This window comes from Chryseobacterium angstadtii (assembly GCF_001045465.1).
GTDB lineage: Bacteria > Bacteroidota > Bacteroidia > Flavobacteriales > Weeksellaceae > Chryseobacterium > Chryseobacterium angstadtii.
On the sequence record NZ_LFND01000003.1, the window covers coordinates 1,121,379 to 1,148,014 of the forward strand.

27 protein-coding genes are annotated in these 26,636 nt (G+C 37.4%); 16 read left to right on the forward strand and 11 right to left on the reverse strand.

The features are described 5' to 3' along the window. Nucleotides 1-189 precede the first annotated feature (189 nt). A complete protein-coding gene (locus tag ACM46_RS12875; RefSeq protein WP_048507022.1) occupies nt 190-1,329 on the reverse strand; it encodes an acyl-CoA dehydrogenase family protein in 1,140 nt (379 codons plus the stop codon). A gap of 193 nt (nt 1,330-1,522) precedes the next feature. Here ACM46_RS12875 and ACM46_RS12880 point away from each other — a divergent pair, with 193 nt between their 5' ends. The 7 genes from ACM46_RS12880 (at nt 1,523) to ACM46_RS12910 (ending at nt 8,763) form a co-directional block, all read left to right on the forward strand. Next, entirely contained in the window at nt 1,523-3,424 is a 1,902-nt protein-coding gene (locus ACM46_RS12880; RefSeq protein WP_048507023.1) for an endonuclease, read from the forward strand. 230 nt (nt 3,425-3,654) lie between these two features. After that, a complete protein-coding gene (locus ACM46_RS12885) occupies nt 3,655-4,260 on the forward strand; it encodes a SatD family protein (protein ID WP_048507024.1) in 606 nt (201 codons plus the stop codon). Between the two features lie 2 nt (nt 4,261-4,262). Beyond that, nucleotides 4,263-4,958 carry a DUF3307 domain-containing protein gene (locus ACM46_RS12890; RefSeq protein WP_048507025.1) on the forward strand — a complete coding sequence of 232 codons (696 nt, stop codon included), beginning with the start codon at nt 4,263-4,265 and terminating at the stop codon, nt 4,956-4,958. A 33-nt stretch (nt 4,959-4,991) separates the two neighbouring features. Continuing rightward, nucleotides 4,992-5,711, forward strand: a complete 720-nt coding sequence (purC, locus tag ACM46_RS12895) for a phosphoribosylaminoimidazolesuccinocarboxamide synthase (RefSeq protein ID WP_034705960.1) — start codon at nt 4,992-4,994, stop codon at nt 5,709-5,711. Between the two features lie 36 nt (nt 5,712-5,747). Then, the gene (locus ACM46_RS12900; RefSeq protein WP_048507026.1) at nt 5,748-6,107 is read left to right on the forward strand and encodes a four helix bundle protein; all 360 of its coding nucleotides are present in this window, start codon (nt 5,748-5,750) and stop codon (nt 6,105-6,107) included. A 64-nt stretch (nt 6,108-6,171) separates the two neighbouring features. Then, nucleotides 6,172-7,671 (forward strand): amidophosphoribosyltransferase, encoded by a 1,500-nt coding sequence (purF, locus tag ACM46_RS12905; RefSeq protein ID WP_048507027.1) that lies wholly within the window; start codon nt 6,172-6,174, stop codon nt 7,669-7,671. A gap of 144 nt (nt 7,672-7,815) precedes the next feature. After that, nucleotides 7,816-8,763 carry a glycerophosphodiester phosphodiesterase family protein gene (locus ACM46_RS12910; protein ID WP_048507028.1) on the forward strand — a complete coding sequence of 316 codons (948 nt, stop codon included), beginning with the start codon at nt 7,816-7,818 and terminating at the stop codon, nt 8,761-8,763. 221 nt (nt 8,764-8,984) lie between these two features. Here the strand turns inward: ACM46_RS12910 and ACM46_RS12915 are convergent, their stop codons facing one another. The 7 genes from ACM46_RS12915 to aroB form a co-directional block, all read right to left on the reverse strand. Then, nucleotides 8,985-9,692 carry a porin family protein gene (locus ACM46_RS12915; RefSeq protein ID WP_048507174.1) on the reverse strand — a complete coding sequence of 236 codons (708 nt, stop codon included), beginning with the start codon at nt 9,690-9,692 and terminating at the stop codon, nt 8,985-8,987. A gap of 253 nt (nt 9,693-9,945) precedes the next feature. Beyond that, a complete protein-coding gene (locus ACM46_RS12920; RefSeq protein ID WP_048507029.1) occupies nt 9,946-10,740 on the reverse strand; it encodes a helix-turn-helix domain-containing protein in 795 nt (264 codons plus the stop codon). A gap of 53 nt (nt 10,741-10,793) precedes the next feature. Beyond that, nucleotides 10,794-11,447: an NAD-dependent epimerase/dehydratase family protein gene (locus tag ACM46_RS12925; RefSeq protein WP_048507030.1), complete on the reverse strand. Its 654-nt coding sequence runs from the start codon at nt 11,445-11,447 to the stop codon at nt 10,794-10,796. Nucleotides 11,448-11,450: 3 nt separating this feature from the next. Beyond that, on the reverse strand, nt 11,451-12,479 hold the full coding sequence (locus tag ACM46_RS12930) for an SDR family oxidoreductase (protein WP_048507031.1): 1,029 nt from the start codon (nt 12,477-12,479) through the stop codon (nt 11,451-11,453). 191 nt (nt 12,480-12,670) lie between these two features. Further along, nucleotides 12,671-13,366: a porin family protein gene (locus ACM46_RS12935; RefSeq protein ID WP_048507032.1), complete on the reverse strand. Its 696-nt coding sequence runs from the start codon at nt 13,364-13,366 to the stop codon at nt 12,671-12,673. 323 nt (nt 13,367-13,689) lie between these two features. After that, on the reverse strand, nt 13,690-14,319 hold the full coding sequence (locus ACM46_RS12940; RefSeq protein WP_048507033.1) for a porin family protein: 630 nt from the start codon (nt 14,317-14,319) through the stop codon (nt 13,690-13,692). Between the two features lie 279 nt (nt 14,320-14,598). After that, on the reverse strand, nt 14,599-15,645 hold the full coding sequence (gene aroB, locus ACM46_RS12945) for a 3-dehydroquinate synthase (RefSeq protein ID WP_048507034.1): 1,047 nt from the start codon (nt 15,643-15,645) through the stop codon (nt 14,599-14,601). A 102-nt stretch (nt 15,646-15,747) separates the two neighbouring features. Here aroB and ACM46_RS12950 point away from each other — a divergent pair, with 102 nt between their 5' ends. Then, nucleotides 15,748-16,929 (forward strand): pseudouridine synthase, encoded by a 1,182-nt coding sequence (locus ACM46_RS12950; protein ID WP_241486008.1) that lies wholly within the window; start codon nt 15,748-15,750, stop codon nt 16,927-16,929. 191 nt (nt 16,930-17,120) lie between these two features. Here ACM46_RS12950 and ACM46_RS12955 read toward each other — a convergent pair whose 3' ends face one another. Together ACM46_RS12955 and pncA are read right to left on the reverse strand one after the other, a co-directional pair. Next, nucleotides 17,121-18,683, reverse strand: coding sequence for an amidase (locus tag ACM46_RS12955; RefSeq protein ID WP_048507035.1), 1,563 nt, complete (start codon nt 18,681-18,683; stop codon nt 17,121-17,123). Between the two features lie 269 nt (nt 18,684-18,952). Next, nucleotides 18,953-19,558 carry a bifunctional nicotinamidase/pyrazinamidase gene (gene pncA, locus ACM46_RS12960; protein ID WP_048507036.1) on the reverse strand — a complete coding sequence of 202 codons (606 nt, stop codon included), beginning with the start codon at nt 19,556-19,558 and terminating at the stop codon, nt 18,953-18,955. Between the two features lie 169 nt (nt 19,559-19,727). On the opposite strand from pncA, the gene ACM46_RS12965 reads away from it, so the two are divergent. From ACM46_RS12965 to ACM46_RS12985, 5 genes are all read left to right on the forward strand, one after another. After that, entirely contained in the window at nt 19,728-20,870 is a 1,143-nt protein-coding gene (locus ACM46_RS12965) for a DEAD/DEAH box helicase (protein ID WP_048507037.1), read from the forward strand. Nucleotides 20,871-21,096: 226 nt separating this feature from the next. Then, the gene (locus ACM46_RS12970) at nt 21,097-21,633 is read left to right on the forward strand and encodes a YfiT family bacillithiol transferase (RefSeq protein ID WP_048507038.1); all 537 of its coding nucleotides are present in this window, start codon (nt 21,097-21,099) and stop codon (nt 21,631-21,633) included. After that, on the forward strand, nt 21,627-22,088 hold the full coding sequence (locus tag ACM46_RS12975) for a DUF1569 domain-containing protein (protein WP_241486009.1): 462 nt from the start codon (nt 21,627-21,629) through the stop codon (nt 22,086-22,088). Before ACM46_RS12970 ends, ACM46_RS12975 begins: the two co-directional genes overlap by 7 nt. Further along, the gene (gene ytxJ / locus ACM46_RS12980) at nt 22,085-22,462 is read left to right on the forward strand and encodes a bacillithiol system redox-active protein YtxJ (protein WP_048507039.1); all 378 of its coding nucleotides are present in this window, start codon (nt 22,085-22,087) and stop codon (nt 22,460-22,462) included. The genes ACM46_RS12975 and ytxJ overlap by 4 nt, the downstream gene beginning before the upstream one ends. Next, nucleotides 22,462-23,055 (forward strand): Crp/Fnr family transcriptional regulator, encoded by a 594-nt coding sequence (locus ACM46_RS12985; RefSeq protein ID WP_034730236.1) that lies wholly within the window; start codon nt 22,462-22,464, stop codon nt 23,053-23,055. The genes ytxJ and ACM46_RS12985 overlap by 1 nt, the downstream gene beginning before the upstream one ends. A 2-nt stretch (nt 23,056-23,057) precedes the next feature. On the opposite strand, the gene ACM46_RS12990 is transcribed toward ACM46_RS12985, so the two are convergent. Then, on the reverse strand, nt 23,058-24,470 hold the full coding sequence (locus ACM46_RS12990) for an aminotransferase-like domain-containing protein (RefSeq protein WP_048507040.1): 1,413 nt from the start codon (nt 24,468-24,470) through the stop codon (nt 23,058-23,060). Between the two features lie 91 nt (nt 24,471-24,561). Here ACM46_RS12990 and ACM46_RS12995 point away from each other — a divergent pair, with 91 nt between their 5' ends. The 3 genes from ACM46_RS12995 to ACM46_RS13005 all read left to right on the forward strand — a co-directional run bounded on the left by ACM46_RS12995 (nt 24,562) and on the right by ACM46_RS13005 (nt 26,619). Further along, nucleotides 24,562-25,449, forward strand: coding sequence for a DMT family transporter (locus tag ACM46_RS12995; RefSeq protein ID WP_117614435.1), 888 nt, complete (start codon nt 24,562-24,564; stop codon nt 25,447-25,449). Between the two features lie 87 nt (nt 25,450-25,536). Continuing rightward, nucleotides 25,537-25,749, forward strand: coding sequence for a hypothetical protein (locus tag ACM46_RS13000; RefSeq protein WP_048507041.1), 213 nt, complete (start codon nt 25,537-25,539; stop codon nt 25,747-25,749). Between the two features lie 255 nt (nt 25,750-26,004). Beyond that, nucleotides 26,005-26,619: a Crp/Fnr family transcriptional regulator gene (locus ACM46_RS13005; protein WP_241486010.1), complete on the forward strand. Its 615-nt coding sequence runs from the start codon at nt 26,005-26,007 to the stop codon at nt 26,617-26,619. The last annotated feature ends 17 nt before the right edge of the window (nt 26,620-26,636 follow it).

The window sequence follows — 26,636 nt, forward strand, 5'->3', positions numbered from 1 at the left end:
TTACGAAAAACAAAATTATTTAAGAAAATTTTAGAGTATTCATTTAATATATTATGCAATACATTAAATATCATTGAAAATATATTATCTCACAAAAAGAAAATAGCATACGCAAAATACGTATGCTATTAATTTATTCATGAAATAATTCTCAATTCTATAGTATGGTCAGAATTGAGTAATTACCAATTATTTTGTAATATCTCTTCCGATTACCAGTCTCTGGATTTCTGAAGTTCCTTCACCTATGGTACATAATTTAGAATCTCTGTAGAATTTTTCAGCAGGGAAGTCCTTTGTATATCCGTAACCACCGAAGATCTGAACTGCATTATTGGAAATTCTTACACAAGCTTCGGAAGCATATAGTTTTGCCATTGCTCCTTCTTTAGTCATTTTTTGCTTGGCATTTTTCAATGTGGAAGCTCTTTGGATTAAAAGCTCAGCTGCATCAATTTCAGTTGCCATATCGGCAAGCATAAAGTTGATCGCCTGGAATTCAGCAATGGCTTTTCCGAACTGATGTCTTTCTTTTGCATATTTTAAAGCAGCTTTATAGGCTCCTCTTGCAGTTCCTAAACTTAAAGCTGCGATAGAAATTCTTCCTCCGTCCAAAATTTTCATAGCCTGCTTGAATCCTTCACCTACTTCTCCTAAACGGTGTGAATCCGGTACACGAACACTGTCAAAGATAAGCTCAGCAGTTTCTGATGCACGCATTCCCAGTTTATTTTCTTTCTTTCCTGAGGTGAATCCCGGCATTCCTTTTTCCAAAACAAATGCAGTAGAGTTGTTTTTCGCTCCAATTTCGCCCGTTCTGGTCATTACTACGGCGATATCTCCCGAGATAGCGTGGGTAATGAAGTTTTTAGCTCCGTTAATGATCCATTCATCGCCGTCTTTTACTGCTGTAGTAGACATTCCTCCTGAATCAGAACCTGTATTGTGCTCTGTAAGTCCCCATGCACCGATTACTTTTCCTGAAGCAAGCTGTGGAAGCCACTTGTTTCTCTGCTCCTCATTTCCAAATTCATAAATATGATTGGTACAAAGTGAATTGTGTGCTGCTACAGAAAGACCGATAGAAGGGTCTACCTGAGAGATCTCGTCCAGAATAGCAACATATTCATGATAACCCAGACCGGAACCTCCGTACTGCTCAGGAACTACAATTCCCATAAAGCCCATTTCTCCAAGCTGGTGAAAAAGATCTTTTGGAAATGTCTGGCTCTCGTCCCATTCCATAATATTCGGTCTGATATTCTTCTCAGCAAATTCTCTTGCCGTTTCCGCTATCATTTTAATGTTGTCAATAGTCTCTGTGTTCATATAGATAAAATAGTTAGTTCCCAAAGATAATTAAATTGATGGAATGCCAAAAATAATTATTTAGCACACAGTATCATATACGCAAAATTTTAATAATCAATTTTTTATATTTTGATAATTAATGATTTTTTAATAAATTTTTCAGAACTTTAAGTGTTTTAATTTACTATTTTAGCCACCCAATTTTTAAGGAATGAAAAAACTTCTACTACCTATTATTTTAATTTCGTCTTCTGTTTCTGCCCAGATTCCGGCAGGATACTATGACGGAACAGCCGGACTTACAGGATATGCACTGAAGTCTAAATTGCATGATATTATTGCTGAAAAGAATGTCAACTGGCATTATGGTGATTTGCAGGAATATTATAAACAGACAGATTTAGATGTTTATTACGATCATAACAGCACCAACAATCCTTCCAATGGGAACTATATATTACTGGATATTTATTCGGAAATTCCGGGTGGACCAGATTCATATGAGTACAATTCCACACAATTGCAGGGATCAGGTTCTATTACAGGAGAAGGACTGGCTTGGAACCGGGAGCATATGGTTCCGCAAAGTACATTCAGTACAGGAAGCATCAGTAATTATCCTATGTATTCTGATCTGTTTTATGTAGTGCCGGTAGATGCCTGGATCAATCAGAGAAGATCCAATTACCCCTATGGTGTAGCAGGATCTACAATTTATTATAGTTTTACTAATGGGTCAAAAATTGGAAACGATGCGACTCCGGGTTTGGCTTATACAGGCCGTGTTTATGAACCCATCAATGAATTTAAAGGAGATGTTGCCAGAGCATTGTTGTATTTTGCGGTAAGATATGAAGGCAAGTTGAATGGCTTTAATCATAACGCAGGAACTACTCCGGCCAATGACGAGTCCCAGTTGGATGGAACAGAAGAACGTGCTTTTGAACCGGCTTACATTACAATGTTAAAAGAGTGGAATGCTTTAGACCCCGTTTCTCAGAGGGAAATAGACCGAAATAATACGGTGTACAGCATTCAGAAAAACAGGAATCCATTTATTGATAATCCTGGTTGGGTTGATTTAATATGGTCTGAAACTCCTGATACAAATGCACCAGCAGCCCCGATAAACCTGTCGGTGGCACAACAGAATGCCAATTTTGTCAATTTAAGCTGGACCCCAAGTACAGATACGGATATTTTGGGATACAAAATTTATATGAACGGAGCTGCAACACCTATTGCTACTACCAAAAATACCAGTATCTCCATTGATAGACTGACTCCGTCAACAACTTATACTTTTACGGTGAAATCTTATGATAAAGGATATCTGGAATCTCCAGTGAGTAACGTTGCAACAGCTGCCACAATTGCTTCAGATGGTTTTTCAAAGGATTTAATGATTACTAAATATATTGAAGGAAGTAGTAATAATAAAGCGATAGAAATTACCAATAAAACAGGACATGAGGTTAATCTGAATAATTACAATCTGAATATTCAGTTTAGCAGCGGAACCAGTTATTATTTCTCAGACAGTTTTCAGCTTGAAGGCAAAATTGCCAATAATGAAACATTTGTCGTTTTAAACCCCAACGCTGCATTTACGTGTTATACTAATTCACAGGCAAAATTTGTTACGGCTTCTACTCCTATGACATATACAGGAAGTCAGTATGTGGAATTGGCCTATAAAGGTTTTGGAACAGTAGATGCAATCGGTTTGAAAAGTACTGCTAATGCAAACGGTAATGTTTCTCTTTACAGAAAAAATACAGTCAACCAGCCAACAGGCACATTTACTTTAAGTGAATGGGATTCTTATGCTATCAACTACTGTCAGAATCTTGGAGGAACTTTATCCACAACTGATCTTATTACTTCAAACAAAGAATTTAAAATATATCCGAACCCGGCTCATGATGATCTTTTTGTGAGCGGAGAAACTCAGGATATTAAAGCGGCACAGATCATAGATGTTTCAGGAAAAATAATTTATACGGAGAAAGATCCGTTCAGAAATAAGAAAAATATCTCTGTACAGAATCTTCCTTCCGGTTTTTATTTCCTAAAACTGGATGAGAAAGCCTATCAGTTTATCAAAAAATAAACCCGATAGTCATTGCGAGCGAAGCGAAGCAATCTCATACGTATTCTATATAATTATATGAAACGAAAGTGATTTTATGTTATGTCTCCATGACATTTATATGCATTCGTTTCGCTAAAAAGCTTATCAACAATACATAATTGATATAAGCAGATTCACTAATAATCAATATCTATAAGTGTTTCTGCTTATATTTTTTATTTATAAGTAATTATGCTTATATTTGCACAATGATAGCGGTCATAACCGGTGATATTATAAATTCACAGCATGCAGACACGGAAGTTTGGATCACCAGACTCAAGAATCTCCTGGAAAACTGGGGAAGCTCACCGCTCGCATGGGAAATCTACAGAGGAGACGAATTTCAGTTCAAATGCAGTATTGATGAAGTGTTCTGGCGTTTTCTTGCCATCAAGTCCCTTATAAGAAGTCAGGAAAATTTAGATGTAAGAATTGCCATAGGCATTGGTGAAGAGAATTTCTCCTCCGAAAAGATCACAGAATCCAACGGAACCGCTTACGTAAATTCAGGAAGGCTGCTGAATGACCTTAAAAGTGATGGCCACACCGTATCTATAAAAACCTCAAACGAAGCTGTTGACAGAGATTTGAATATTCTTCTGAAATGGTCCTCAAAAGATTTCGACAGCTGGACAGTAGCCACAGCAGAGATCATCCACGAAATGATTATGAACCGGGATATCACCCAGGAAGATCTCGCCAAAAAATTTGCTATTTCACAGTCTTCTGTAAGCCAGAGACTGAAACGCGCGAACTACGAACTTATCGTAGAAACAAATCAATACTTTAGAAAGAAAATCTCAGAACTCTAAGCATGATCTTTACTAAACTCATATTGGCACATTTACTCGGAGATTTTATTCTTCAGCCAAATTCTTGGGTTGCAGATAAAGAACACCGTAAACTGAAGAGCCCGTATCTGTATATTCATGTACTGATTCATACCGTTTTAAGCTTTATTTTTCTATGGAATATAGAGTTGTGGTGGGTTTCCATACTGATTGGAGTTACCCATTTTATTATTGATGCCTCAAAACTGATCTTCCAGACTGTAAAAAATAAAAAAAGATGGTTTTTCATTGATCAGATGCTTCACGTTCTTGTGATTGCGGGAATCTCTTTTTATTGTAAAGAATTCAGTTTTGGATTTTTAAACAATCAGGAATTTCTGAAAGTACTGATGGCGGCTTTGTTTCTTACAACGCCAGCCTCTATTTTCATTAAAATATTATTGTCTTCATGGACTCCGGTTCCGGAAACTCAAAGCAGTTTACAGACCGAGTCTTTATCCAGTGCAGGAAAATATATCGGTATTCTGGAACGTTTACTGGTATTCACATTTATTATGGTGAACCACTGGGAAGGAGTAGGCTTTATGGTGGCTGCCAAATCTGTCTTCAGATTCAGTGATCTGGCGCAGGCCAAGCAGAGAAAACTCACGGAATATGTGCTTATCGGGACATTGCTGAGTTTTGGAATGGCTGTTTTAACAGGAATTTTAATTAAGTAATATAAAATAAATCTAACTAATAAGAATTTAGAAATGGAAAAGAAAGAAATGTTGTACGAAGGGAAAGCAAAACAGGTATTTGCTACCGATAATCCTAATGAAGTAGTGGTACGTTTTAAAGACGATGCTACAGCATTTAATGCTCAAAAAAGAGGATCTGTTGATTTGAAAGGCGAAATGAACAACGCGATCACCACTCTTATTTTTGAATATTTAAATGAAAAAGGGGTTAAAACTCATTTCATTAAACAATTAAACGAAAGAGAGCAGCTTGTAAAAAAAGTATCCATCATTCCTTTGGAAATGGTTGTGAGAAACTATTCTGCAGGAAGCATGGCTCAAAGACTGGGCGTGGAAGAAGGAATTAAATCTCCGGTGACCATCTTCGATATCTGCTACAAAAAAGACGAATTGGGAGATCCGCTTATCAATGATCACCATGCGGTATTCTTAGGGGCAGCAACATACGAAGAGCTTGATGAAATGTATGAGCTTACTTCTGATATCAACGAAATTCTGATCGATCTTTTTGATAAAATGAACATCATCCTGGTTGATTTCAAAATTGAATTAGGAAAAACAGCTGACGGTGAAATCATCCTTGCAGACGAAATTTCTCCGGATACATGCAGACTTTGGGATAAAGACACCATGAAAAAACTGGACAAAGACAGATTCAGAAGAGATCTTGGTGAAGTTACGGAAGCGTATGTAGAGATCTACAACCGTCTTAAAAATTTACTTGGGAAGTAAATTTGAGAAGTTAGAAGTTAGATATTAGAAGTTAGTATGAAATCGCACCGGATAGAAGACTTGAAAGTTTGGAAGAAATCGATGATTTTGGTAAAAGAAGTCTATTTGGTTTCTGCAGAACTGCCGGGTGAGGAGAAATTCGGTTTACTGTCTCAAATCAGAAGATGTGCCGTTTCAATACCTTCTAATATTGCTGAAGGAGCTGGAAGAAATAACAAAAATGAGTTCTATCAATTTCTTGGAATTGCATTTGGTTCAACCTATGAACTGCAAACCCAGTTACAGTTATTAGTAGACCTTGATTTTATTTCTGAAGTCAAAATAGCACCTTTAAAAGAACTTTTAACTGAAATTCAGAAAATGATATACTCATTAAAAGGAAGTTTAAAATTATAATTGAAGTTAACTTAGACTAATTTCTAACATCTAATATCTAACTTCTAATTTAGAAAAAATAGAAATGAAAAGTTTAGACATTCATAAAAGTGAATATTTAAAACAGTTTAAAGACCAAACCTACGGGAGAAATCTTTTCAGAACGCAGGAAGAAGAAAGACTGGATGCTCCTAACGAGGAGTGCGGGATCTTCGGAATGTATTCTGATAGTGATGTAGATACCTTTTCTCTTTCGCAGTTCGGACTTTTTGCCCTGCAGCACAGAGGTCAGGAAGCTTGTGGTATTTCCGTTCTTAAAGATGGGAAAATCACGAACATGAAAGATGAGGGATTGGTTTTGGATGTTTATAAAGAAATTCAGGAACCTGAGACTTTTATGGGAAATTCTGCAATAGGGCATACCCGTTATACCACTGCAGGAGACAAAAAGAAATATAATTTTCAGCCGTTCTTCGCAAAAAACGAATACGACCAGATTATACTTTCTATAGCACATAACGGTAACCTTACCAATGCAAAAGAATTAAAAGCTGAGCTGGAAGCTGAAGGAGTAGTTTTCAGAGCCACTTCCGATTCTGAGGTGATTCTAAGACTGATCCAGAAAAACCTTGATTTAGGTCTTCGCGGAGCTATCAAAGCAACCATGGAAAAAATTGAAGGCGCTTATTCCGTAGTGGGAATGACCAGAAACAAATTCTTCGCATTCAGAGATTTTAATGGAATCCGTCCATTGGTTTTAGGAGCTGTTGACGAAAAAACCTATGTTGTAGCTTCCGAATCTGTAGCACTTGATGCTGTAGGGGCACAATATGTACGTGATATTCTTCCGGGAGAGATCATTTATACCAACGAAAATGAGCCTGGAAAACTTCACTCTTATATGGTGAATGAAGAGAAAGGAAAACAAAGAATATGCTCTTTTGAATATATTTATTTTGCAAGACCTGACTCTACACTGGAAAATATTAATGTATACGAAATCAGAGAGAAATCCGGTGAAAAAATCTGGGAACAGGCGCCTGTAGAAGCCGATGTAGTAATCGGAGTTCCTGATTCAGGAGTTCCTGCGGCTATTGGGTTCTCAAAAGCTTCCGGAATACCTTTCCGCCCGGTTCTGATTAAAAACAGATATATCGGCAGAAGTTTCATCGTTCCTACTCAGGAAATGAGAGAAAGAGTAGTAAACCTTAAACTTAATCCTATTATTTCTGAAATTAAGGATAAAAGAGTGGTCATTATAGACGATTCTATTGTAAGAGGAACCACTTCCAAAAGACTGGTAAAAATACTTAAAGATGCCGGAGTAAAAGAGATTCACTTCAGAAGTGTTTCTCCGCCTATCATAGCCCCATGTTATCTGGGTATTGATACACCTTCCAAAGATGATCTGATCTCAGCCAATATGACGACTGAAGAGCTTAGAAAATATCTTGGAGTAGATTCTTTAGAGTTTTTAAGTACAGATAACCTGAAAGATATTTTGGGTTCTTCCAATCACTGTTTCGGATGTTTTACCGAAGAATATCCGGTAGGAAAAGGAGAAGAAGTAGAATTATTTAATTAATATTCTGTTGATTAAAATAAAAGCAGCAAGAGCCGGACTGAATGTCTGGCTCTTTTTGTTTTTATAAATGTATCAAAAGCTTAATATTCCTGTATTATGGCTTATCAGAGCATGTTTTAATTTTGTTCATTAAAACTTCAGAATATGAAAAACGTATTTTTAACAGGTATTCTTCTGGCATTTATGCAGCTGTATTCCGCTCAGTCTTTCGATAATCAGGCGCACCGGGGAGGAAAGTCTTTATACCCCGAAAATACAGTTCCGGCGATGAAAAATGCCTTAAAAATGAATGTAACGACCCTTGAAATGGATCTGGCCATCACAAAGGATAAAAAAGTAATTCTTTCCCATGATGCTTTCCTTTCTCCGGAGCTCATCACCAAACAGGATGGAACCTATATTCCGGAAGACTCAGGTTTTTACTATAAAATATATGAAATACCTTATGCCAAAATTCAAACATTTGATGTTGGCTTAAAGAAACTCAAAAACTATCCCGATCAGAAGAAAATGAAGGCTCAGAAACCTCTTTTTTCGGAAGTAATAGATGCTTGTGAGGCGTACTCCCGTGAACTGAACAGACCTTTACCGTTTTATAATATAGAAACCAAAACCCGTCCTTTCTCAGATCATATTTTCCATCCGGAGCCTAAAGAATTTGTAGATCTGATGATGAAAATTATTGTAGAAAAAAGAATTCAGGACCGGGTCATTATTCAGTCGTTTGATCCAAGAACACTGGAAATCATCCATAAAGAATATCCTAAAATAATGACCGCTTTGCTGGTGGAAAAAGTGGATGATAAAAAACTGACACAGCAGAGGTTTCATTTCCAGAATATCCCTGTGGCTAAATTCAAGCAATATCCGGATCATCTGAGCGGGGTAGCAGGAGATATGAAGTTTCTGAGCTTTATCCCAACCATCTACAGCCCTGATCATACACTTGTCACTCCTCAAATGATACAGGAATGCCATGCGTTGGGTATGAAAGTGATTCCCTGGACCGTCAATACCAAAGAAAGGCTGAAAGAATTAAAAGAGATGGGAATAGACGGAGTGATCAGCGATGATCCGCGAATATTTGAATAATCGTGATACGAGATGTGGGTTTGAGAGTTTCGAGATGCGTGTTTCGGGTTTTCTGATTTCTAACTAATATCCGGAAAGCCAGTATATCCAGAAAAACATGAAATAAATGACCAATATCTGGTGGCTGAGGCTCCCGAAGCCACCAGGAATAAAAACGAAAGTCCGGACTTAAAAAATTAAATCCGGACTTTACTATAGGTTAAAAAATTGGTTGTCTCTGATTAAAATTTATAGTTCAGACCTAACTGAAACGCTCTGTGGTTCAATGGTTCTGTACCTTCAGGCTTTTGGTTTCTCATATCCGTAAGACTGTTGATGTATCTTGCATTGATCCCTAAATTCTGAGTGATATCATATCCAAGACCTAAACCTAATCCTAAATTGAATTTATTGATATTGTCTTTATTAATATCTTCGGAATTAGATACGGACTGAGTAGTTGTTACCCCTCCCGTAGTCGTGGAAATTGTGCTGTCTCCGGAATTTTTTCCGTTGATGAAATAGCTGAATTCAGGTCCTGCCTCTACATAAAATCTTTCAGTAGGTCTCATTTGTACCATTAAAGGGACTGAGATATAGTTCATGGTCGTTTTGTACTCGCTTTTCGTTTTAACGTTGGTAGCACCCGTTGTTACATCTGTGGATGAAATCACGCTTTTTGCTCCTAACTGGTTATACAAAACCTCCGGCTGTAAGCTGAACTTCTGAGATAGTGGAATATTAACTAAAACCCCAGCATGGAATCCGATTTTCTGGTTATCAAGGCTTAATTTCTGCTCACTGAAGTAAGAAGAGTTTCCTCCCGCTTTGATACCAAATCTGATTGGTTGTTTTTCTTTTTTGATAGGTTCAGGGGTTACTGTTTTTGTTTCTTGAGCAAATGTCATCATGCCAGCAGTAACTGCCAACCCTAGAAATAACTTCTTCATAATTTTATTTTTTAATTTTACTATTGTACTTCTCATCCGATTTTTCAATCAGACTTGAATAATTTTGCAAAAGGCTTGCCAAACTCTGAAAACCCTTATTCGAAGGGCTTCTTGGGCGGTTTTACGCATTGCTAGGTTTGTGTTTTTAACTGGATTTTAAGAAAAATTTGGTTATGAAAAATTCGTTTTTAAGGATCATTTTAAAGAAATCCTGATTTATGTTGATGATTTGGCAGAGTATTAAATAAGGAATTTATTTCATCTTTTCCAGCAGCTCAGAGGCTGTTATTCCAAACTCTTTTCTGAAAGCAAATGAAAAGTGAGATAGATCTTCAAAGCCCAGATCCATATAAATATCTGTAGGTCTCTGCTTTTTTTCCTCGATTAAAAAACGGGCTTCCTGAAGTCGTCGTTTTATAAGCCATCGGTTGGGTGTTTCATTAAAAATAGTTTTAAAATCCCTTTTAAATGCAGAAAGGCTTCGCCCGGTAAGAAATGCAAACCGCTCTGTACTCACATTAAACTTATAATTTTGCTGCATAAATTTTTCAAGATCCAGCCGTCCGGGTATCCCGAAATCAAAGAGTATGTCCGAAAGCTCGGGGTGCAGCTTTAACAGGATGAGCAGCAGCTCTTCTCTTTTGAGATCTGAAAACACAGCTCCTATGTTTCCGGAATCATTGTAATAAGGCTCCAGCGACAATAAAAAACTGTCTATCAGACTGTCTTTTCTAAGCTTTACGAAAGCATCTTTTGAGGTATAATTTTTAAAAAGAATATTATGTTTTTTCTGAAAGCTTTTGAGGAAAGGCTCATCAAAAATGAAAATCACTTTCTCGAATTCATTATTCTCTTTTACTTTGTTGTACCGGGCGAGTCTGTTTTTACGGATAATACAGCTTTCACCGGGTTTTAATTTATAATGTTTATTCCCGTCATAACCATTCATCATTCCTTTTGCTAGAAATATAAAGAAATGTTCAGCAATGAATTGCTCTGGAGAAACCAAAGGACCAACAAAACAGGATTTTATTTCTGATATTTTCATTTGTCTATTTTTTCTATTGATACTTTTAATATTGGCCCAACGTAGAACCTGAGCTATTTTGCCTGTAATTTGATGTCTTTTACTTCCAGAATCGACTGATGATATCCTTTTGATACACAATGAATCATTGCTGAGCCTACTTCCTGCATGCGGCAGATCCAGTTTGGGAAAATCAGATACCATAAAGGAGACAGCCTGTCAAATACCCGGTAGATCAACCGTACATTTTTTTGTCCTTTTACTGGCTGCATAAAACCTGGACGGAAATTATACGCTGCTTTAAAAGGTAATTTGAGTAATGTGTTTTCGGTTTTTCCTTTTACTCTGGCCCACATTACTTTCCCTTGTTCTGTGCTGTCGGTACGGTTTCCCGAAACATAAATAAACGTCATTCCGGGATTGATTTCTGAGAGTGATTGTGCAAAAGGGACCACAAAATCAAAAGTTTTCCGGGTAAATGATTCTTCATTTTCACCTACAGCACTTACTCCTGCACAGAAAAAGCAGGCATCATAATCTTTAAGCTGTAGTGCGTGATCTTTGATTTCCGAAAAATCTTTGACGATAATTTCTTTCAGCTTATTATTTTTAAGAAGCAAAGGTTTTCTGCTGACAGATATTATTTCTGTAACGGCAGGGTTTTCCAGGCATACCAGAAGCACACCTTCTCCCACCAGTCCTGTTGCACCCGTAATTATTATTTTCATCGTTTATGGTATTAAATTCATTCTGATCAGGCTGTTTGCCGTTGCCAGAATAGCTTCTTCAGTAGGGCGGGGTTTCCATCCCAGCATAGTCGTTGCTTTCTGGTTGCTGGCTCTTTTTACCATTCCCAAATAAGGGGTTACAGCTTTCAGCTTAGGATTAAATATAGCTAATAATTTTATAAGCCAGGTAGGTAATTCTCGGGAAGGAACTTTGGCTGCTTTTTGACCCAGGTTTTTTCTGAGTACCTGAGCGGTTTCCAATAATGAATAACCATCTCCGGCAACAGCTATAAAACGCTGTCCGTTAGCCTGTGGCATAGTCATGGCTTTGAAATGAAGATCAGCAACATCGCGTACATCCACATATCCGGATATAATTTTAGGGCAGGCTTTCATTTCTCCATTCAGCATTTGCTTAATATTTTGAATAGAATGTGAAAAGTCATCTGCCAGAATAGGTCCCAGGACTCCTGTAGGATTTACTACAGAAAGTTCCATTCCTGCCCCTTCAGTTTTTATATATTCCCACGCCGCTTTTTCAGAGATGGTCTTGGATTTCTGGTAGGGGAATACGGTATCATTCAGTACTGTCCAGTCTTCTTCGGTATACGGTGTTGTTTTTACCGTTCCATATCCTACAGCCCCGAAAGCAGAAGTAAGTACGACTCTTTTCACACCTGCTTTCCTGGCCGCTTTCAGGACGAAAAGAACTCCGTTTTTGGCCGGAATTACAAAATCATCTTCTGTGGTGGCATCTGTGTACGGTGTAGGAGAGGCGACATGAATAACATACTGGCAGCCTTCAGCCGCTTTTTCCCAGCCTGATTCATCCAGCAGATCTGCTTCTGCAAATGATAAGTCTTCAAAAGAAGTGATTCCGCCTTCTTTCAGCATTTCTTTTAGCAGATCTGATTTTTTAAGTGAACGAAGCGTGGCTTTTACTCTGTATCCGTTATTGAGCAAAGCAATGATACAGTATGAGGCTATAAAACCTGAACCTCCTGTTACCAAGACTGTTTCTTTATTTTCCATTATTAAAAATTTTATAATACAAATTTCTAAAATGACAGGCATAAAGACTTTGCTGTAAAGTCCAATCTTGTTTGTTGTTAAGTTCAGAATAAATCAGTTTTTTCTTTACAGTTCTTTTTTATCCGGATATCATAACAAAAAATACCGGGCTCTTGAGAAACCCGGTATTCACTTTGAAAATATATATAATATTATTTGAATTTGTAAGCTACACCCACCTGGAATGCATTGTTTCTGACAGTATCTCCGTTGTTGCTCTTATAAATATCCGTTACTCCGGCAACAAATCTGGCAGTTACGCCAAAGTTCTGCGTGAAATAATATCCGGCTCCGATACCAATCCCAAAATTGAATTTATTGTATAAATCCATATTAATTTTGTTTGAAAATTCTCTGTGGGTAGTCGTTGTAATATTTCCGTTAGTTTCTGTGTAGGTCTCGTCTCCTTTTGATCTTCCACCCAATAATAATCCGAATTCCGGTCCTGCTTCTACATAAAGCTGAGGAAGAATATTATACTGTACCATTAGAGGAAGTGTAATATAATTTAAAGTCAATTTATAATCATATTCCTGTCTGGAACTGTAAGAATTTGAATTATATCTATTTCTGTCTTCTGTTTTAGAACCTAGCTGGCTAAAAAGAACTTCCGGCTGAATACTGAATTTTTCAGCGACAGGAATATTAACGAAAATACCTGCATTAAACCCCGCCTTCAGTCTCTGGTCATTCTCATAGTAATCATAGTAACCGTCTTTCTTTGTTAAGGTAGATCCGTTTAATCCCCCTTTAACTCCGAAGGTAACAGGAGAAGAAGATTTCGTTTTTTCCTGTGCATTCACCAATAAGCTTCCTGCAAATGCTAATACAATAATTAGTCTTTTCATGATTTTTAAAGTTTAAACTTGTAGTCCACATGGTATCAAAATTCCCGCCAAAGGGAATAAACTGATAAAAATCATATTTCAAGGCGAAAAGGTCAGGTTTAAATGAATAAACCTGACCTTCTCTATTGAAATCAATTTATATATGAAGAAACTTTAGCCCTCCGACTGAAATATAAAATCTCCAGTTTTCCGGCTAATTCTATATACGCAAACTTCTTGCCAAAACCTCGGAAATGAGCTTTAAATAACAAAAAAGCCGAATTAAATGAATAATCCGACTTTTTCTATTAAATATAAAATTTGTTACTGAATGTTGAAGCTTATTATTTGAATTTATAAGCTAGTCCTACCTGGAATGTATTGTTTCTTATAGCATCACCAGAATTATCTTTGAAAATATCAGTTACTCCAGCTACATATCTGGCTGTAATTCCAAAGTTTTGAGTGAAATAATATCCTGCACCAAGACCGATTCCAAAGTTGAATGTTTTCAGATCATCTTTGTAGTTATCAGAAGTGGTAGAGTTACCATTATTCTCGTTTTTAATTTTATTTTTTGCACTTACCATGAATCCGAATTCAGGACCTGCTTCTACAAATAGATTAGGGATCAGGTTGTACTGGAACATTACCGGTACCGTGATATAATCTAACTTAGTTGAAGAAGAAAACTTGGTTCCTAAAACAGTGTAATCTGCTTTTGATCCATATTGAGAGTACAATACCTCCGGCTGGATGCTGAATGATTCTGCCACTGGAATGTTTGCAAATACACCTGCGTTGAAACCGATTTTAGATTTTTGATCGTCTAAACCTTCGTCTTTAGAAAGAGAAGATACGTTCATACCCCCTTTCACACCGAATGTTACCGGGTTAGAAGAAGATTTTTGAGTCTGCTGAGCGAATGCCAGTGAACTTGCAGTTACTGCTAATCCTAAAATTAACTTTTTCATAACTTTAATTTTTTAATATTTTACTATTTATAATTTTAAATTTTACTACCGTCAAACCTTACTACTGAGTTTGACGCAGAGTATCTTTCAAATTGCTTGCCAAAAATAATTGACATGATAAAAGTCAATAAAAAAACAGCTTAGTGAATAAGCTGTTTTACATAAAGTGTGCTGATAATCAGTTAATTAAAATATCTATCAAACGTTTGTTTAGAAAAGATCTAAATTGTTTTATTCACTTCAATAGGGATTAATTAAAAGAATTTCCCAGGGAAATATCTATTTATCATTCAATTTTCTGTAGAAATCCAAAGATTTCAGAATATTTTTCTGGCTGCACTGGTAATCATAGGTGCACGAACCTATCCCGGAAAGCAAAGAAAAATTGATTTTACTGTCTGTATTCTTTTTATCATTCAATAAAAGAGCAGTGATGCTTTCATCCGTAAAGTCACTGATATCAAGGTATGGATAATACCTCTGAATATTTTCAATAATAAAAGCAGCATCCTCTTCCGTAATCAGATCTTCAAGACGGGCAAGGTGAGCCTCACAGATCATTCCCATAGCAACTGCCTCGCCATGCAGGATAGGATTTCCCTGGCTCAGACAAAGACTTTCTACGGAATGTCCGATAGTATGCCCGAAATTCAGGGTCTTTCTGATGTTTCTTTCATGAAAATCTTTTTCTACCACATCCTGTTTGATATCCATCGAGATTTGAATATGCGGAACCACGGTTTCCACATCCAGCTTCTGAATCCTGATCAGGCTGTCCCAATGTGCTTTATCGGCAATAAGACCATGCTTCAGCATTTCTGCAAAACCACTGCGAAGTTCTTTAAACGGAAGCGTTTCTAAAAATTTAGGATAAATAAAGATCTGCTCAGGAAAAGCAAAAGTACCTACCATATTTTTATAATGCATCAGATCTATCCCTGTTTTTCCTCCTATGGAAGCATCACACATGGATAAAAGGGTAGTGGGAATATTAATAAACTGTATCCCTCTCTTATAAGTAGATGCTATAAAACCGCCCATATCTGTGATAACGCCTCCACCGAGATTGATGACAAGGGCTTTTCTGTCCGCCTGCATTTCCGTCAGAATCTCCCAAAGCTGGTTGGCCGTCTGAATATTTTTCATTTCTTCACCCGCCTCAATCTCTAAAATTTCAAAGCCCAGGTCTGTTTCCATGTTGCCTAAAAGAACCGGAAGACAATATTCATGGGTGTTTTCATCAACTAAAATAAAGATTTTACTGAAAGATTTTTCGTGTAAAAAGCTGTTTAATTGGGAAAAATCATCGTTTAATATTGTTATCATTTATTGGAGTTTCTTTAAAATTAAAATAAAACTATTCTGCAAAGTTATGATTCTTAATTTTTAACTCGTAACTAAATTACTATCTTTGCAGAAATTTTTAGCATGAGCAGAGATAACAACAATTCAGAAAGACCAAAAAGACCAAGAATTTCAACAAGAAAAAGTTCTGATGATTCTCGTGCTTCTAGATCTGGAAATTCTTCAGGATCAAAACCTTTTAAGAAACCATTTCCAAAAGCTGGCGAAAGAAATTTCGACCATAAAGGAAGTAATTCAAAATTTGAAAATAAATCGTTCAAAAGAAATGATGGTTCAGCCAACAGAGACGAAGATCAGGGATCAAAATCTGAAAGCAGAGCGTACATCACCAATTCCAGCGAAGGACGTGAAAGAAAAACTTTCGGAAAACCAGCTCCAAAAAGAGGCGGAAAGAATTTTGATACCAGAGACAAGTATGAAAGAGGCAGCCTGAAATATGGAAGAAGACCATCCGGCGGGGATGACAGAAATGAAGACAAGGCAAGATCTTTTGTACAGAAAAGAAGGTTGAACAAGATTGACAAAGATGTTCATAAAGATACCATCCGTCTTAACAAGTATATCGCCAACTCCGGAATCTGCAGCAGAAGAGAGGCAGACGAACTGATCACGCAGGGACTGGTAGAGGTAAACGGAGTAGTGGTAACTGAAATGGGATATCAGGTTCAGAAAACCGATAAAGTAATTTTTGACGGACAAGGCATTACCCCTGAAAAGCCGGTATATGTTCTTTTAAATAAGCCAAAAGGTTATATTTCTACCACTAAGGACGATAAAGCCAGAAAAACCGTAATGGATCTGGTAGCCAATGCATCGCCATACCGCCTTTTCCCGGTTGGAAGACTGGACCGTTCTACAACGGGAGTTATTCTTTTAACGAATGACGGGCATATGACGAAAAAGCTGACACATCCTTCTTTTGATGCCAAAAAGATTTACCATGTTACCCTGGATAAAAAACTTACCCATGAAGACATGAAACTTATTGCAGAAGGTATTCGTCTTGATGAAGGAGTAGCGGTAGTAGATCAGATTTCATTTATTGAAGGAAAACCTAAGAATGAAATCGGGATTGAAATTCATATCGGATGGAACCGTGTGATCAGAAGAATTTTCCAAAGATTAGGATACGAAGTAGAAGCCTTAGACAGAGTAATGTTTGCCGGAATGACCAAGAAAAACATTAAACGCGGACACTGGAGAATCCTTACAGAACTGGAAGTGAATAATCTTAAAATGCTTTAATAGGCTGTTGTGAATTTCGTGATGCGAGGTTTCGGGTTTCGGGATCTGGATAATGAATCTTCACAGAAAGCTGAATTCAAAGTAGTATAAGAGAATGATAAAAAGAGCGCAGAAATTTTACTTCTGCGCTCTTTTGTTTTTATATGGGTCAAGCTATAATTGGGATTAAAATCCTGTCTTTTCAGAACCTGTTACTCCTTTAAAAACTGAGGGACTTTTCTTTGCGGATAAGCCTGCTCAAAGGTGTATGCCATATTAATCAGTTTTCCCTCGCTCCATTTTTCAGCAGAAAATAAAATCCCGACCGGTAAACCATCAACATAACCCATCGTAAGGGTGATACTTGGATAGCCTGCAATGGCTGCGGCATCTGAACTTCCAAAGGTATAATGATCACCGTTTTGTAAATCTGTTTTCCATGCTTCCGTAGTTGTAGGAGAAATAATAGCATCCAGATTGTATTTTTTCATAACAAAATCTATCCCTTTTTCACGGCTTCCTGTCTGAGCGGCTTCTACTGCTTTTTTATAATTCTCGTCCTTCGTGCCTTTACTTTTAGCAGCAAGTTCAAGATATTCCTGCCCAAAGTATCTGAGCTCTTCTTCGTTCTCCTTATTGAAAGCAATCAGTTCATCAATATTCTTTATAGGTCTGTTTTTACCCAACGAAGTAAAATAATCATTCAAACCATCTTTATATTCAGCAATCATCAACTCCAAAGATTTTTGAATGACTTCTTCAGGAAGAAAATCATTTTCCATTTCAACAATAACAGCGCCCTCAGATTCAAGATTCTTTAATGTTTCTGTGAAAAGCACATCTACTTTTTTATCAGCTCCCTGGGTAATTCCTTTCACATAACCTAATCTTTTGCCCTTCAGCCCGGTTAAAGTAAGATAAGGAGTATAATCTTTATGAATGAATGGGGTGTTTCCAATGGTTTTTGTATCCCTTTTATCTTCTCCCACCATAGTCCCAAGACTTATGGCCACGTCTCTTACCGTTCTTGCCATTGGGCCTGCTGTATCCTGGGAACTTGAAATAGGAATGATTCCCTGTCTTGAAATTAACCCGACGGTTGGCTTTAATCCTACAATTCCATTAATACCCGACGGACAAACTATAGAACCGTTGGTTTCGGTTCCTATGGCAATAATCCCCAGATTGGCTGAAATAGCAGCTCCGGAGCCCGCACTGGATCCACAGGTATTTCTGTTCAGAATATAAGGATTTTTGGTAAGTCCGCCCAGCCCGCTCCATCCGCTGGTAGATTTCATGCCTCTGAAGTTGGCCCATTCACTGAGATTGGTTTTCCCAATAATAACAGCACCGGCTTCTCTTAATTTTTTGACCAGATAACTGTCCTGCAGAGGAAAAGAATTTTTAAGCGCTAAAGATCCTGCCGTATTGGGCATTTTATCATGGGTATCTATATTATCCTTCAACAGAACAGGAATACCAAACAAAGGTTTATCTTTCAAATTTGGACTGATGTGATCCAAAGAATCGGCAATTTTAATGGCATCCGGATTAATGGCAATGACTGAATTGAGTTTTACCCCATTTTTATCAATCTCATCAATTCTTTTCAGATAAGCCTCTACAACTTCTTTTACAGAGACTTTTTTATTTTTGTAAAGATTTTGGATTTTCTGAATATCATATTCCAGATATTTAAACTCATTGTCTTTTGTTTTTTGAGCTTTTCCAAAAACTACCATAAGAAATGCAGCGAGTAAGACCCCTTTTTTCATGTCATGTATTTCTTTCAAATATAGATAATTATCTTAAAAAATGATGTTGCAAATTGGTTGCAAATTCGAAATTTTAAGTTTCCGGGCAGAAGCCGGAGTAAGTACAACAAGATTATGTAGGCTCTGATTGCCCTTCTCTGAAGGATTGAATTTTTGCACCTCAAAAAGACGGGGTAGTAAAACAAAAAAGACGCAGAGAAAAAATCCCGCGTCTTTATAACCTGTTTTTATTTTATTAAGCTGAAAAGTTACTTTTCTTAATGTAAAAACTATCCAAGAACCGTAACACCCTTCTGAATCATATCATAAATTGCATCTCTGCCATTATCCGGCTTTACATTCACTGCTTTGGTTCCGTTGAAATGCAGGCAGGTGATATAACCATTTGCCACGGCATCCTGACAGGTAAATTTTACACAGTAATCCATAGCGAGGCCTACCACTTCCAGCAATTGAATTTCATGGTATTTCAGGAAATCATCCAGCCCTGTCTTCATAAAGTGATTGTTATCCTGAAAACCACTGTAGCTGTCGATTTCTGTATTTTTTCCTTTTTGAATGATGTGGGTTACTTTATCTCTGTTCAGATCTTTGTGGAATTCTGCTCCGAAAGTTCCCTGAACACAGTGATCCGGCCACATAAACTGCGGAACCCCGTTCAGAATAATACTTTCACCCACTTTCCGGTTATTATTGCTTGCAAAACTTTTATGATCAGCAGGATGCCAGTCCTGAGTGAGAACAATTTGGTCATATTCATTTTCTTCCATCAGAAGATTGATATAAGGAATCACTTCATTGGCTCCCGGAACTGCTAATGCGCCGCCTTCACAGAAATCATTCTGTACATCTACGATTATTAACGCTTTTTTCATATTTAGATTTCTCGAATTTTGGATAAATTTACTCAAAAAACCGACCAAAACGGAATTATCGGACAAATCGGCAATATAAAATTTTTAAAAGAAAATAATTTCAATCCTTGTTCGGTTTCGGCGGCCAGCCAAATATCAATAGCTTATCTTTGCAGCAAATAAGTATTTTATGTCATTTGAATCTTTAGGATTATCACACAATATTATTCGTTCCGTCAACAAACTGGGGTATCTGAAACCATTTCCGATTCAGGAAAAGGCAGTTCCTGTTATTTTAAAAGGAAAGGATCTGATGGGAATTGCTCAGACAGGTTCCGGAAAAACCGCCTGTTTTGTGATGCCTATCTTAGAAAAACTACAGAATTCGGAAGTTAAGAAAGACCGTAATGTTCAGGTATTAGTATTAGTTCCTACCCGTGAACTGGCCATTCAGATTGATGAAGTTTTCAGAGCATTCACCGAAAATCTGAAAAGGGAAGTCCGTACAATGGCAGTCTATGGTGGTGTTTCCATCAATCCGCAGATGAAAGGAATGTTCGGAGTAGAAGTTCTGATCGCAACGCCGGGCCGTTTATTGGATTTAATTGAACATAATGCATTGAGTATTTCAGGAATTCAGCATCTGGTGATTGATGAGGCAGATAAAATGTTTCAGCTGGGCTTTGAGGAGGAAATGAATAAACTTTTTGCGCTCATGCCTGTGATGAAACAAACAACGTTGTTTTCAGCCACTTTAAATGATAAGGTATCTGAGATGAAGGAACGCCTGTCCATTGATCCTACGATTATTGAAATTAAGAAAGAAGAAGTTGAAATTGATCATATCGAACAGCTGGCTTATCATGTTTCTCCGGAAGACAAAGGACCTTTTTTACGCTATTTAATTAAAGAAAAGAAAGTTGAAAAAGCATTGGTTTTTGTTTCCTCTACAAAATCCGCAGACAGATTGGTAGAAAAACTTAAAAAGAATAAAATCAAAGCCGTAGCTATTCACAGCCAGAAATCGCAGGGTGCCCGCAGAAATAATCTGGAAGAATTTAAAGTGGACGGTGCACAGATCTTAGTTGCCACAGACTTGATTGGACGTGGTATTCACATCGAATCTTTACCTTGCGTTATCAATTACGAACTGCCGCGCTCGCCTTTAGATTACATTCACCGTATTGGTAGAACAGGCCGAGCCAACGAAAAAGGAACTGCCATTACTATTCTGACGGATGATGAACTGCAGCATTTCAGAGTGATTCAGAAGAAAATGGGTAAGAAAGTAACCTTACAGAGAACAGAGGGCATTGATTTACACGGATATTAATACATCAACCCCAATAGGAAGAGCTTCATTTTTAACAGAACTGAAGCTCTTTTTTTATCTTTATTTTTTTTATTGGCTTGTTGGTTTTCTTGTAGTAATTTTAGGGAAATTTTTAAATGATAAAAACTGTGTTTTTTTTTGAAATCCGGAATTTCAGATAAAAGAATACAATCCCAAAACAGAATGACCTTTTTTTATTAAAACAGATTAAAAAAGATAATTGAATATGGATAACTTACAACAGAAAAGATTTCCAATAGGTGAATACCAACAGCCTGAAAACATCTGCGATATTAAACTTGATGAATATATTAAAGTCATCAAAAACTTTCCTGAAAAGCTTAAAAACTTGATAGAAGACTTTTCTGATGATCAGCTGGATACCCCTTACAGAGAAGGAGGATGGACGGTAAGGCAACTTGTAAACCATATTGCCGATAGCCATATCAATAGTTTCATCCGTTTAAAATTGGCGCTAACTGAAGATAACCCGACGATCAGACCTTATGATGAAGCCAAATGGGCAGAACTCCAGGACAGTGCCAATATGCCGATAAAACCCGCTATGAGAATGATAAAAGGAACCCACCAAAGATGGGCAGCTTTGCTTAAAACACTTACGAATAAACAATTTGAAAGAACTTTCCATCATCCTGAACACAACCAGAATTATGATCTGAGAAGTTATCTGGCTCTCTATGTTTGGCACTGCAACCATCATTTTGCTCATATTGAACATCTGAAGATAGAAAAAGGGTGGTAAAGAAAAGTCTGCATAATCCGGTTGATTTTGAAGAAATTATTTGCAGAATTTTGAAGCTTACCGAAACCAGTCAGCGGAGGTGGGGGAAAATGAATGCAGCCCGGATGCTAAAACACTGTGACCTAGTTCTTAAAGTAGCCATAGGAAAAATTGAGCTTCCCGGCATTAACCCTGTTTTTAGAACGATAGGAGCAGTAACCAAAATGGAAATGCAGATTTTTAACAATGGAATTCCCCGAAACATGCCTACTTTTCAAAAACTAATCATTAATTTTGAGTGTGATTTTGATGAGTCAAGGACCAATCTGCTGAATACGTTGAAAGAATTCCGGACGGCATATGAAAATAAAATGCTGCCGGATCATCATCAATTATTCGGTACAATGACTGAACGAGACTGGGGATTTTTGGAATACAAACACCTTGATCATCATTTAAAACAATTTAATGTATGAGTTTTTTTGATAAAATATTCGGAGGAAAAGAAAACAACCCTGAACGTAAATCTTTCTGGAAAAAGATAGAATCTGAAGAAGATCTGGCCAATGCAATAGAAAATTCTTATCACCACAGAATTGCTATTTTTAAACATTCCACACGCTGCTTCATCAGCAAAACAGTATTGAAAAATTTTGAGAAAGAAATAGATAATTTAGATAATAAGCTGGATTTATATTACCTAGATTTGCTGGAACACAGGCCGATTTCAAATAAAATATCTGAAGACCTTGGAATCAGGCACGAAAGCCCTCAGTTGATCATTATAGAAGACGGAAAAGTGATTGACAGTGCTTCACATGAAGATATATCTATAAGCCAGGTTTTATAATGAAGAATATTAACACTTATTTAGCCAAAGTACTCAATGTTCCCATAGAAAAGGTGAATATGTGCAGTTTACACTATGAAGTAAAGAAAATCCCTAAAAATCAGTTTCTTTTACAGTATGGCGAAATCTGCAGGCACATATTTTTTGTAGAAAAGGGACTGTTGAAAATGTACTCTATTGATAAAAACGGAAAAGAACACATCATTCAGTTTGCCCCTGAAAGCTGGCTGATTTCTGACCGAAGCAGTCTTTATTTCAATGAAAAGTCCATTTACTACATAGAAGCAGTGGAAGATACGGAAGTGCTGTTTCTTCACCCTGATTTTTTCAATAAGCTGGTAGAACAGTTTCCCAACAGCATAGAAAGAAGTGATTTCTTACTGCAAAAGCACATCAGAAGTTTGCAGAACAGAATCAACTCTCTGCTGGGCGAAACCGCAGAAGAAAGATACATGAAATTCATCAAGATGTATCCCGATCTTCTTCTCAGAGTTCCACAGTGGATGATTGCTTCTTACCTGGGAATTACCCCTGAAAGCCTTAGCAGAGTAAGAAAAGAACTGGCAAGAAAAAACTTCGTTCCGGATAAATAATATCAGATTCTTTTCGCAAGATTTCCGACCTGCTGCAAGCACAATTGGGTTTCTTTCGTCCACGGAAGGCCTATACAGAGACGCATGCAGTTTTCAAACTGATTCTGAAGGGAAAACATCCTGCCGGGAGCAATACTGATGCTCTGCTTAATCGCATGATCATAAAGTTCAGTGGTACGGATCTTTTTATCAAATTCCACCCAAAGAGATAATCCTCCTTGCGGGCGGCTTGTTTTTGTGCCTTCAGGGAAGTAGTCTGCAATCGTCTGTACATAGTTCTGATAATTGTTTTGCAACGCTTTACGCATCTGCTGAAGATGCTTTTCATACCTCCCGGATTTAAGGAAATTAGCAACCGCTTCATTCACAATAGAAATAGAAGAAGTAGAGTGGAGGAGTTTCAGCTTCATAATCTTGTCTTTGTATCTGCCCGGAGCAATCCATCCTACACGATAACCTGGCGCCAGTGTTTTGGATATAGAACTACAGTAGAGAACATTTCCGTCTTTATCAAAAGATTTACAGCATTTTGGACGGCTGGAACCGAAATAAAGATCTCCATACACATCGTCTTCAATCAGTGGAATATTATTTTCAGACAGAATTTTTACGATTTCTTTCTTATTTTCGTCCGGCATACAGCTTCCCAGCGGTGAATTGAAATTAGGGATCAGCAGACAGAGATCGATTTGAGGAATTACTTTTCGCAGGGCTTCTATTTCAATCCCGGTTGTCGGGTGTGTGGGAAGTTCTAGTACATTCAACCCCAAACCGTTTGCCAGCTGTAAAATACCCGGATAGCAGGGACTTTCAATCGCTATTGTATCACCAGGTTTTCCGAGAGCCATCAGACAGAAAGAAAGAGCATTCATGCCTCCGTTTGTTGTGACCAAATCGTTTTCATTTAAATTTCCACCCCATTGGAGGGAGCGTACAGCAATCATTCTGCGGAGTTTTAGGTTCCCCTGAAGCTCTTCATATTCTGTTCCGCCGTCTTTCAATTCACGCGTTGCATTAATGATTTCTTTTTTCAGCTTAGCCTGTGGCAGAAGGTCTCCTGAAGGAATTCCGATGGAGAAAAATGTCAATCCTTTTTTACCCATATTTTCATAAACACGGCTGATGAGTTCATCCGGTTCATCATTGTTTGCAATCAGGGAAGGCCGGCTTACTTCGGGAAGAGGAAGTTTTACGGACATCAGCCTGCTTACAAAGTATCCCGATTGGGGTTTGGATTCAATTAAAGACTGTGATTCGAGTTCCAGAAAAACCCTTTTGGCCGTATTCATACTTACCTGATGTTCCTGGCACATCATTCTTACGGAAGGAAGTCTGTCTCCTGCTTTCAGGACTCCATTCCGGATCTGGGTGGCAATTCCGGCAGCGATTTCTGTGTATATAAATTCTTTGCTCATATCTTTAAACTGTGCTCATGCAAATATACAAAACTGAGACTGTGTTTATTCATTTCAGCTTTCTAATTTTGAAATATCAAAAAATAATAAAATGATGACGGATAAATTCATATCAAAAGATGAAAGTTTAAATGGCTGGATCAACGGCTTTATAGGCGTATTGCTATTCAGCGGATCCATGCCGGCCACCAAATTGGCGGTTATGGAAATGAACCCTATTTTCGTAACGATTGCCCGTGCAGCTATTGCCGGGATACTCGCTCTTGCTGTTTTGATTATTTATAAAGAAAAACGCCCTGAAAAAAAGCAGATTTTTCCCCTGTTGCTGGTATCTGTTGGCTGTGTAATAGGATTTCCGCTTCTGTCTGCGCTGGCGCTCCAATATCTTACCTCGGCGCATTCTATTGTATTTCTGGGAATGTTGCCGCTGGCGACCGCTGTATTCGGAGTTTTCAGAGGGGGAGAACGTCCTCATCCGATATTCTGGTTCTTTTCTGTGATAGGTAGCCTTTTGGTCGTTGGATATGCTTTTTCGCAGGGAATATCGGCGTCACCCATTGGCGACATTCTGATGCTGTTAGCTGTAATTTTATGTGGTATGGGCTATGCTGAAGGAGCGAAACTGTCCAAAACATTAGGAGGATGGCAGGTTATTTCCTGGGCTCTGGTATTGGCACTTCCCATTATGATTCCTTTATTTTTCATTTATTTTCCTGATCATATTGAGACCGTTAGTTTCCAGGGATGGTTTGGCTTGGCATACATCTCTCTTTTCAGTATGTTCATTGGTTTTATATTCTGGTATAAAGGCCTGGCGCAGGGAGGCATTGCTACAGTGGGCCAGTTACAGCTGTTGCAGCCATTTTTTGGATTGGGACTTGCTGACTATTTCCTCCACGAGCAGGTAAGTTTGGGAATGGTAGGTATTACAGTAGGCGTTATTTTATGTGTAGCCGGAACAAAGAAATTTGCGAAATAATTAAAAATAAACGATTATGGATACAGTCATAAAATAGCAACAATATTTGGGTTATCTTTGGTTCTACATCACAAAAAAAGATCCATCATGAAATCTATCATTTTAGTAATGATTATCGGCTTTACTGTATTAAGCTGCAAAAAAGAAGCAAAAACAGAACTCTCTACAAACTCAGACAGCATCGTTATCGACACTCTGCCTGCAGATACTCTTACAGCTGCAATACCTTCAGATACTTTAGAAATAAAAGATACTGCTCCCACTAAAAAAGCGGACAGCACCACAACAATTAAAAAATAATTTTACCGTCATAGATCCTAAAGCCCCGTTTTATTATTAAAATGGGGTTTACTGTTTTTATGACTCATGGTTTAAAGTATTTTTCCGAGTATTATATATAATTTAAGAAATAATTTATTTATGTGGTATATACGTAATTATTTTAACTTTATTTAACAGTCTACTCAATAAATAGGGTTTAATATTTGTATAGGCATATAAAATCGTACTTGAGGTAATGAATTTACCTTTTTGAAAATATTTTAAAGAAATACTATGAAAACAATAAGCTGTATGAATATTGAAGAAAATTTTTTATGTTCATCCGGAGGGGAGATTAAACTGTATAAAAAGGGGGAACTCATATACAGGGAAGGGGATCATGCCCTTTATTATTACCAGATCAAAGAAGGTAAAGTAAAGCTGAATAATTATGATGAAGAAGGAAAAGAATTTATACACAATATTTTTGGGCCCAAACAAAGCTTTGGGGATTCCATGCTTTTTGTAGATAAGTTTTATCCCATGAATGCTACATGTATTTCACCCGTTGAGATCATAAGGGTGCCGAAAGAACTTTTTTTGAAATTAATAAAAACACATCCTCACCTTTCTTTGGAAATGAATGCCTGTCTTTCCCAGAGACTCTATTTCAAAGCAATTATGCTTCATAATATGGCTTCTTTGAATCCTGCATCAAGGCTGAGAGGACTCCTGGACTATCTAAAAAGTTACCACGACGATGAATGCGAAAATTGCTTTCAGGTAGAACTTACCAGACAACAAATGGCTAATTTAATTGGGCTTAGAATAGAAACCGTTATCAGGACTTTAAAGAAAATGGAAAAAGAAGGGAATATTTCGATAAGAGACAGAAAAATCATTTATTGATACAGAATCCGTTATGA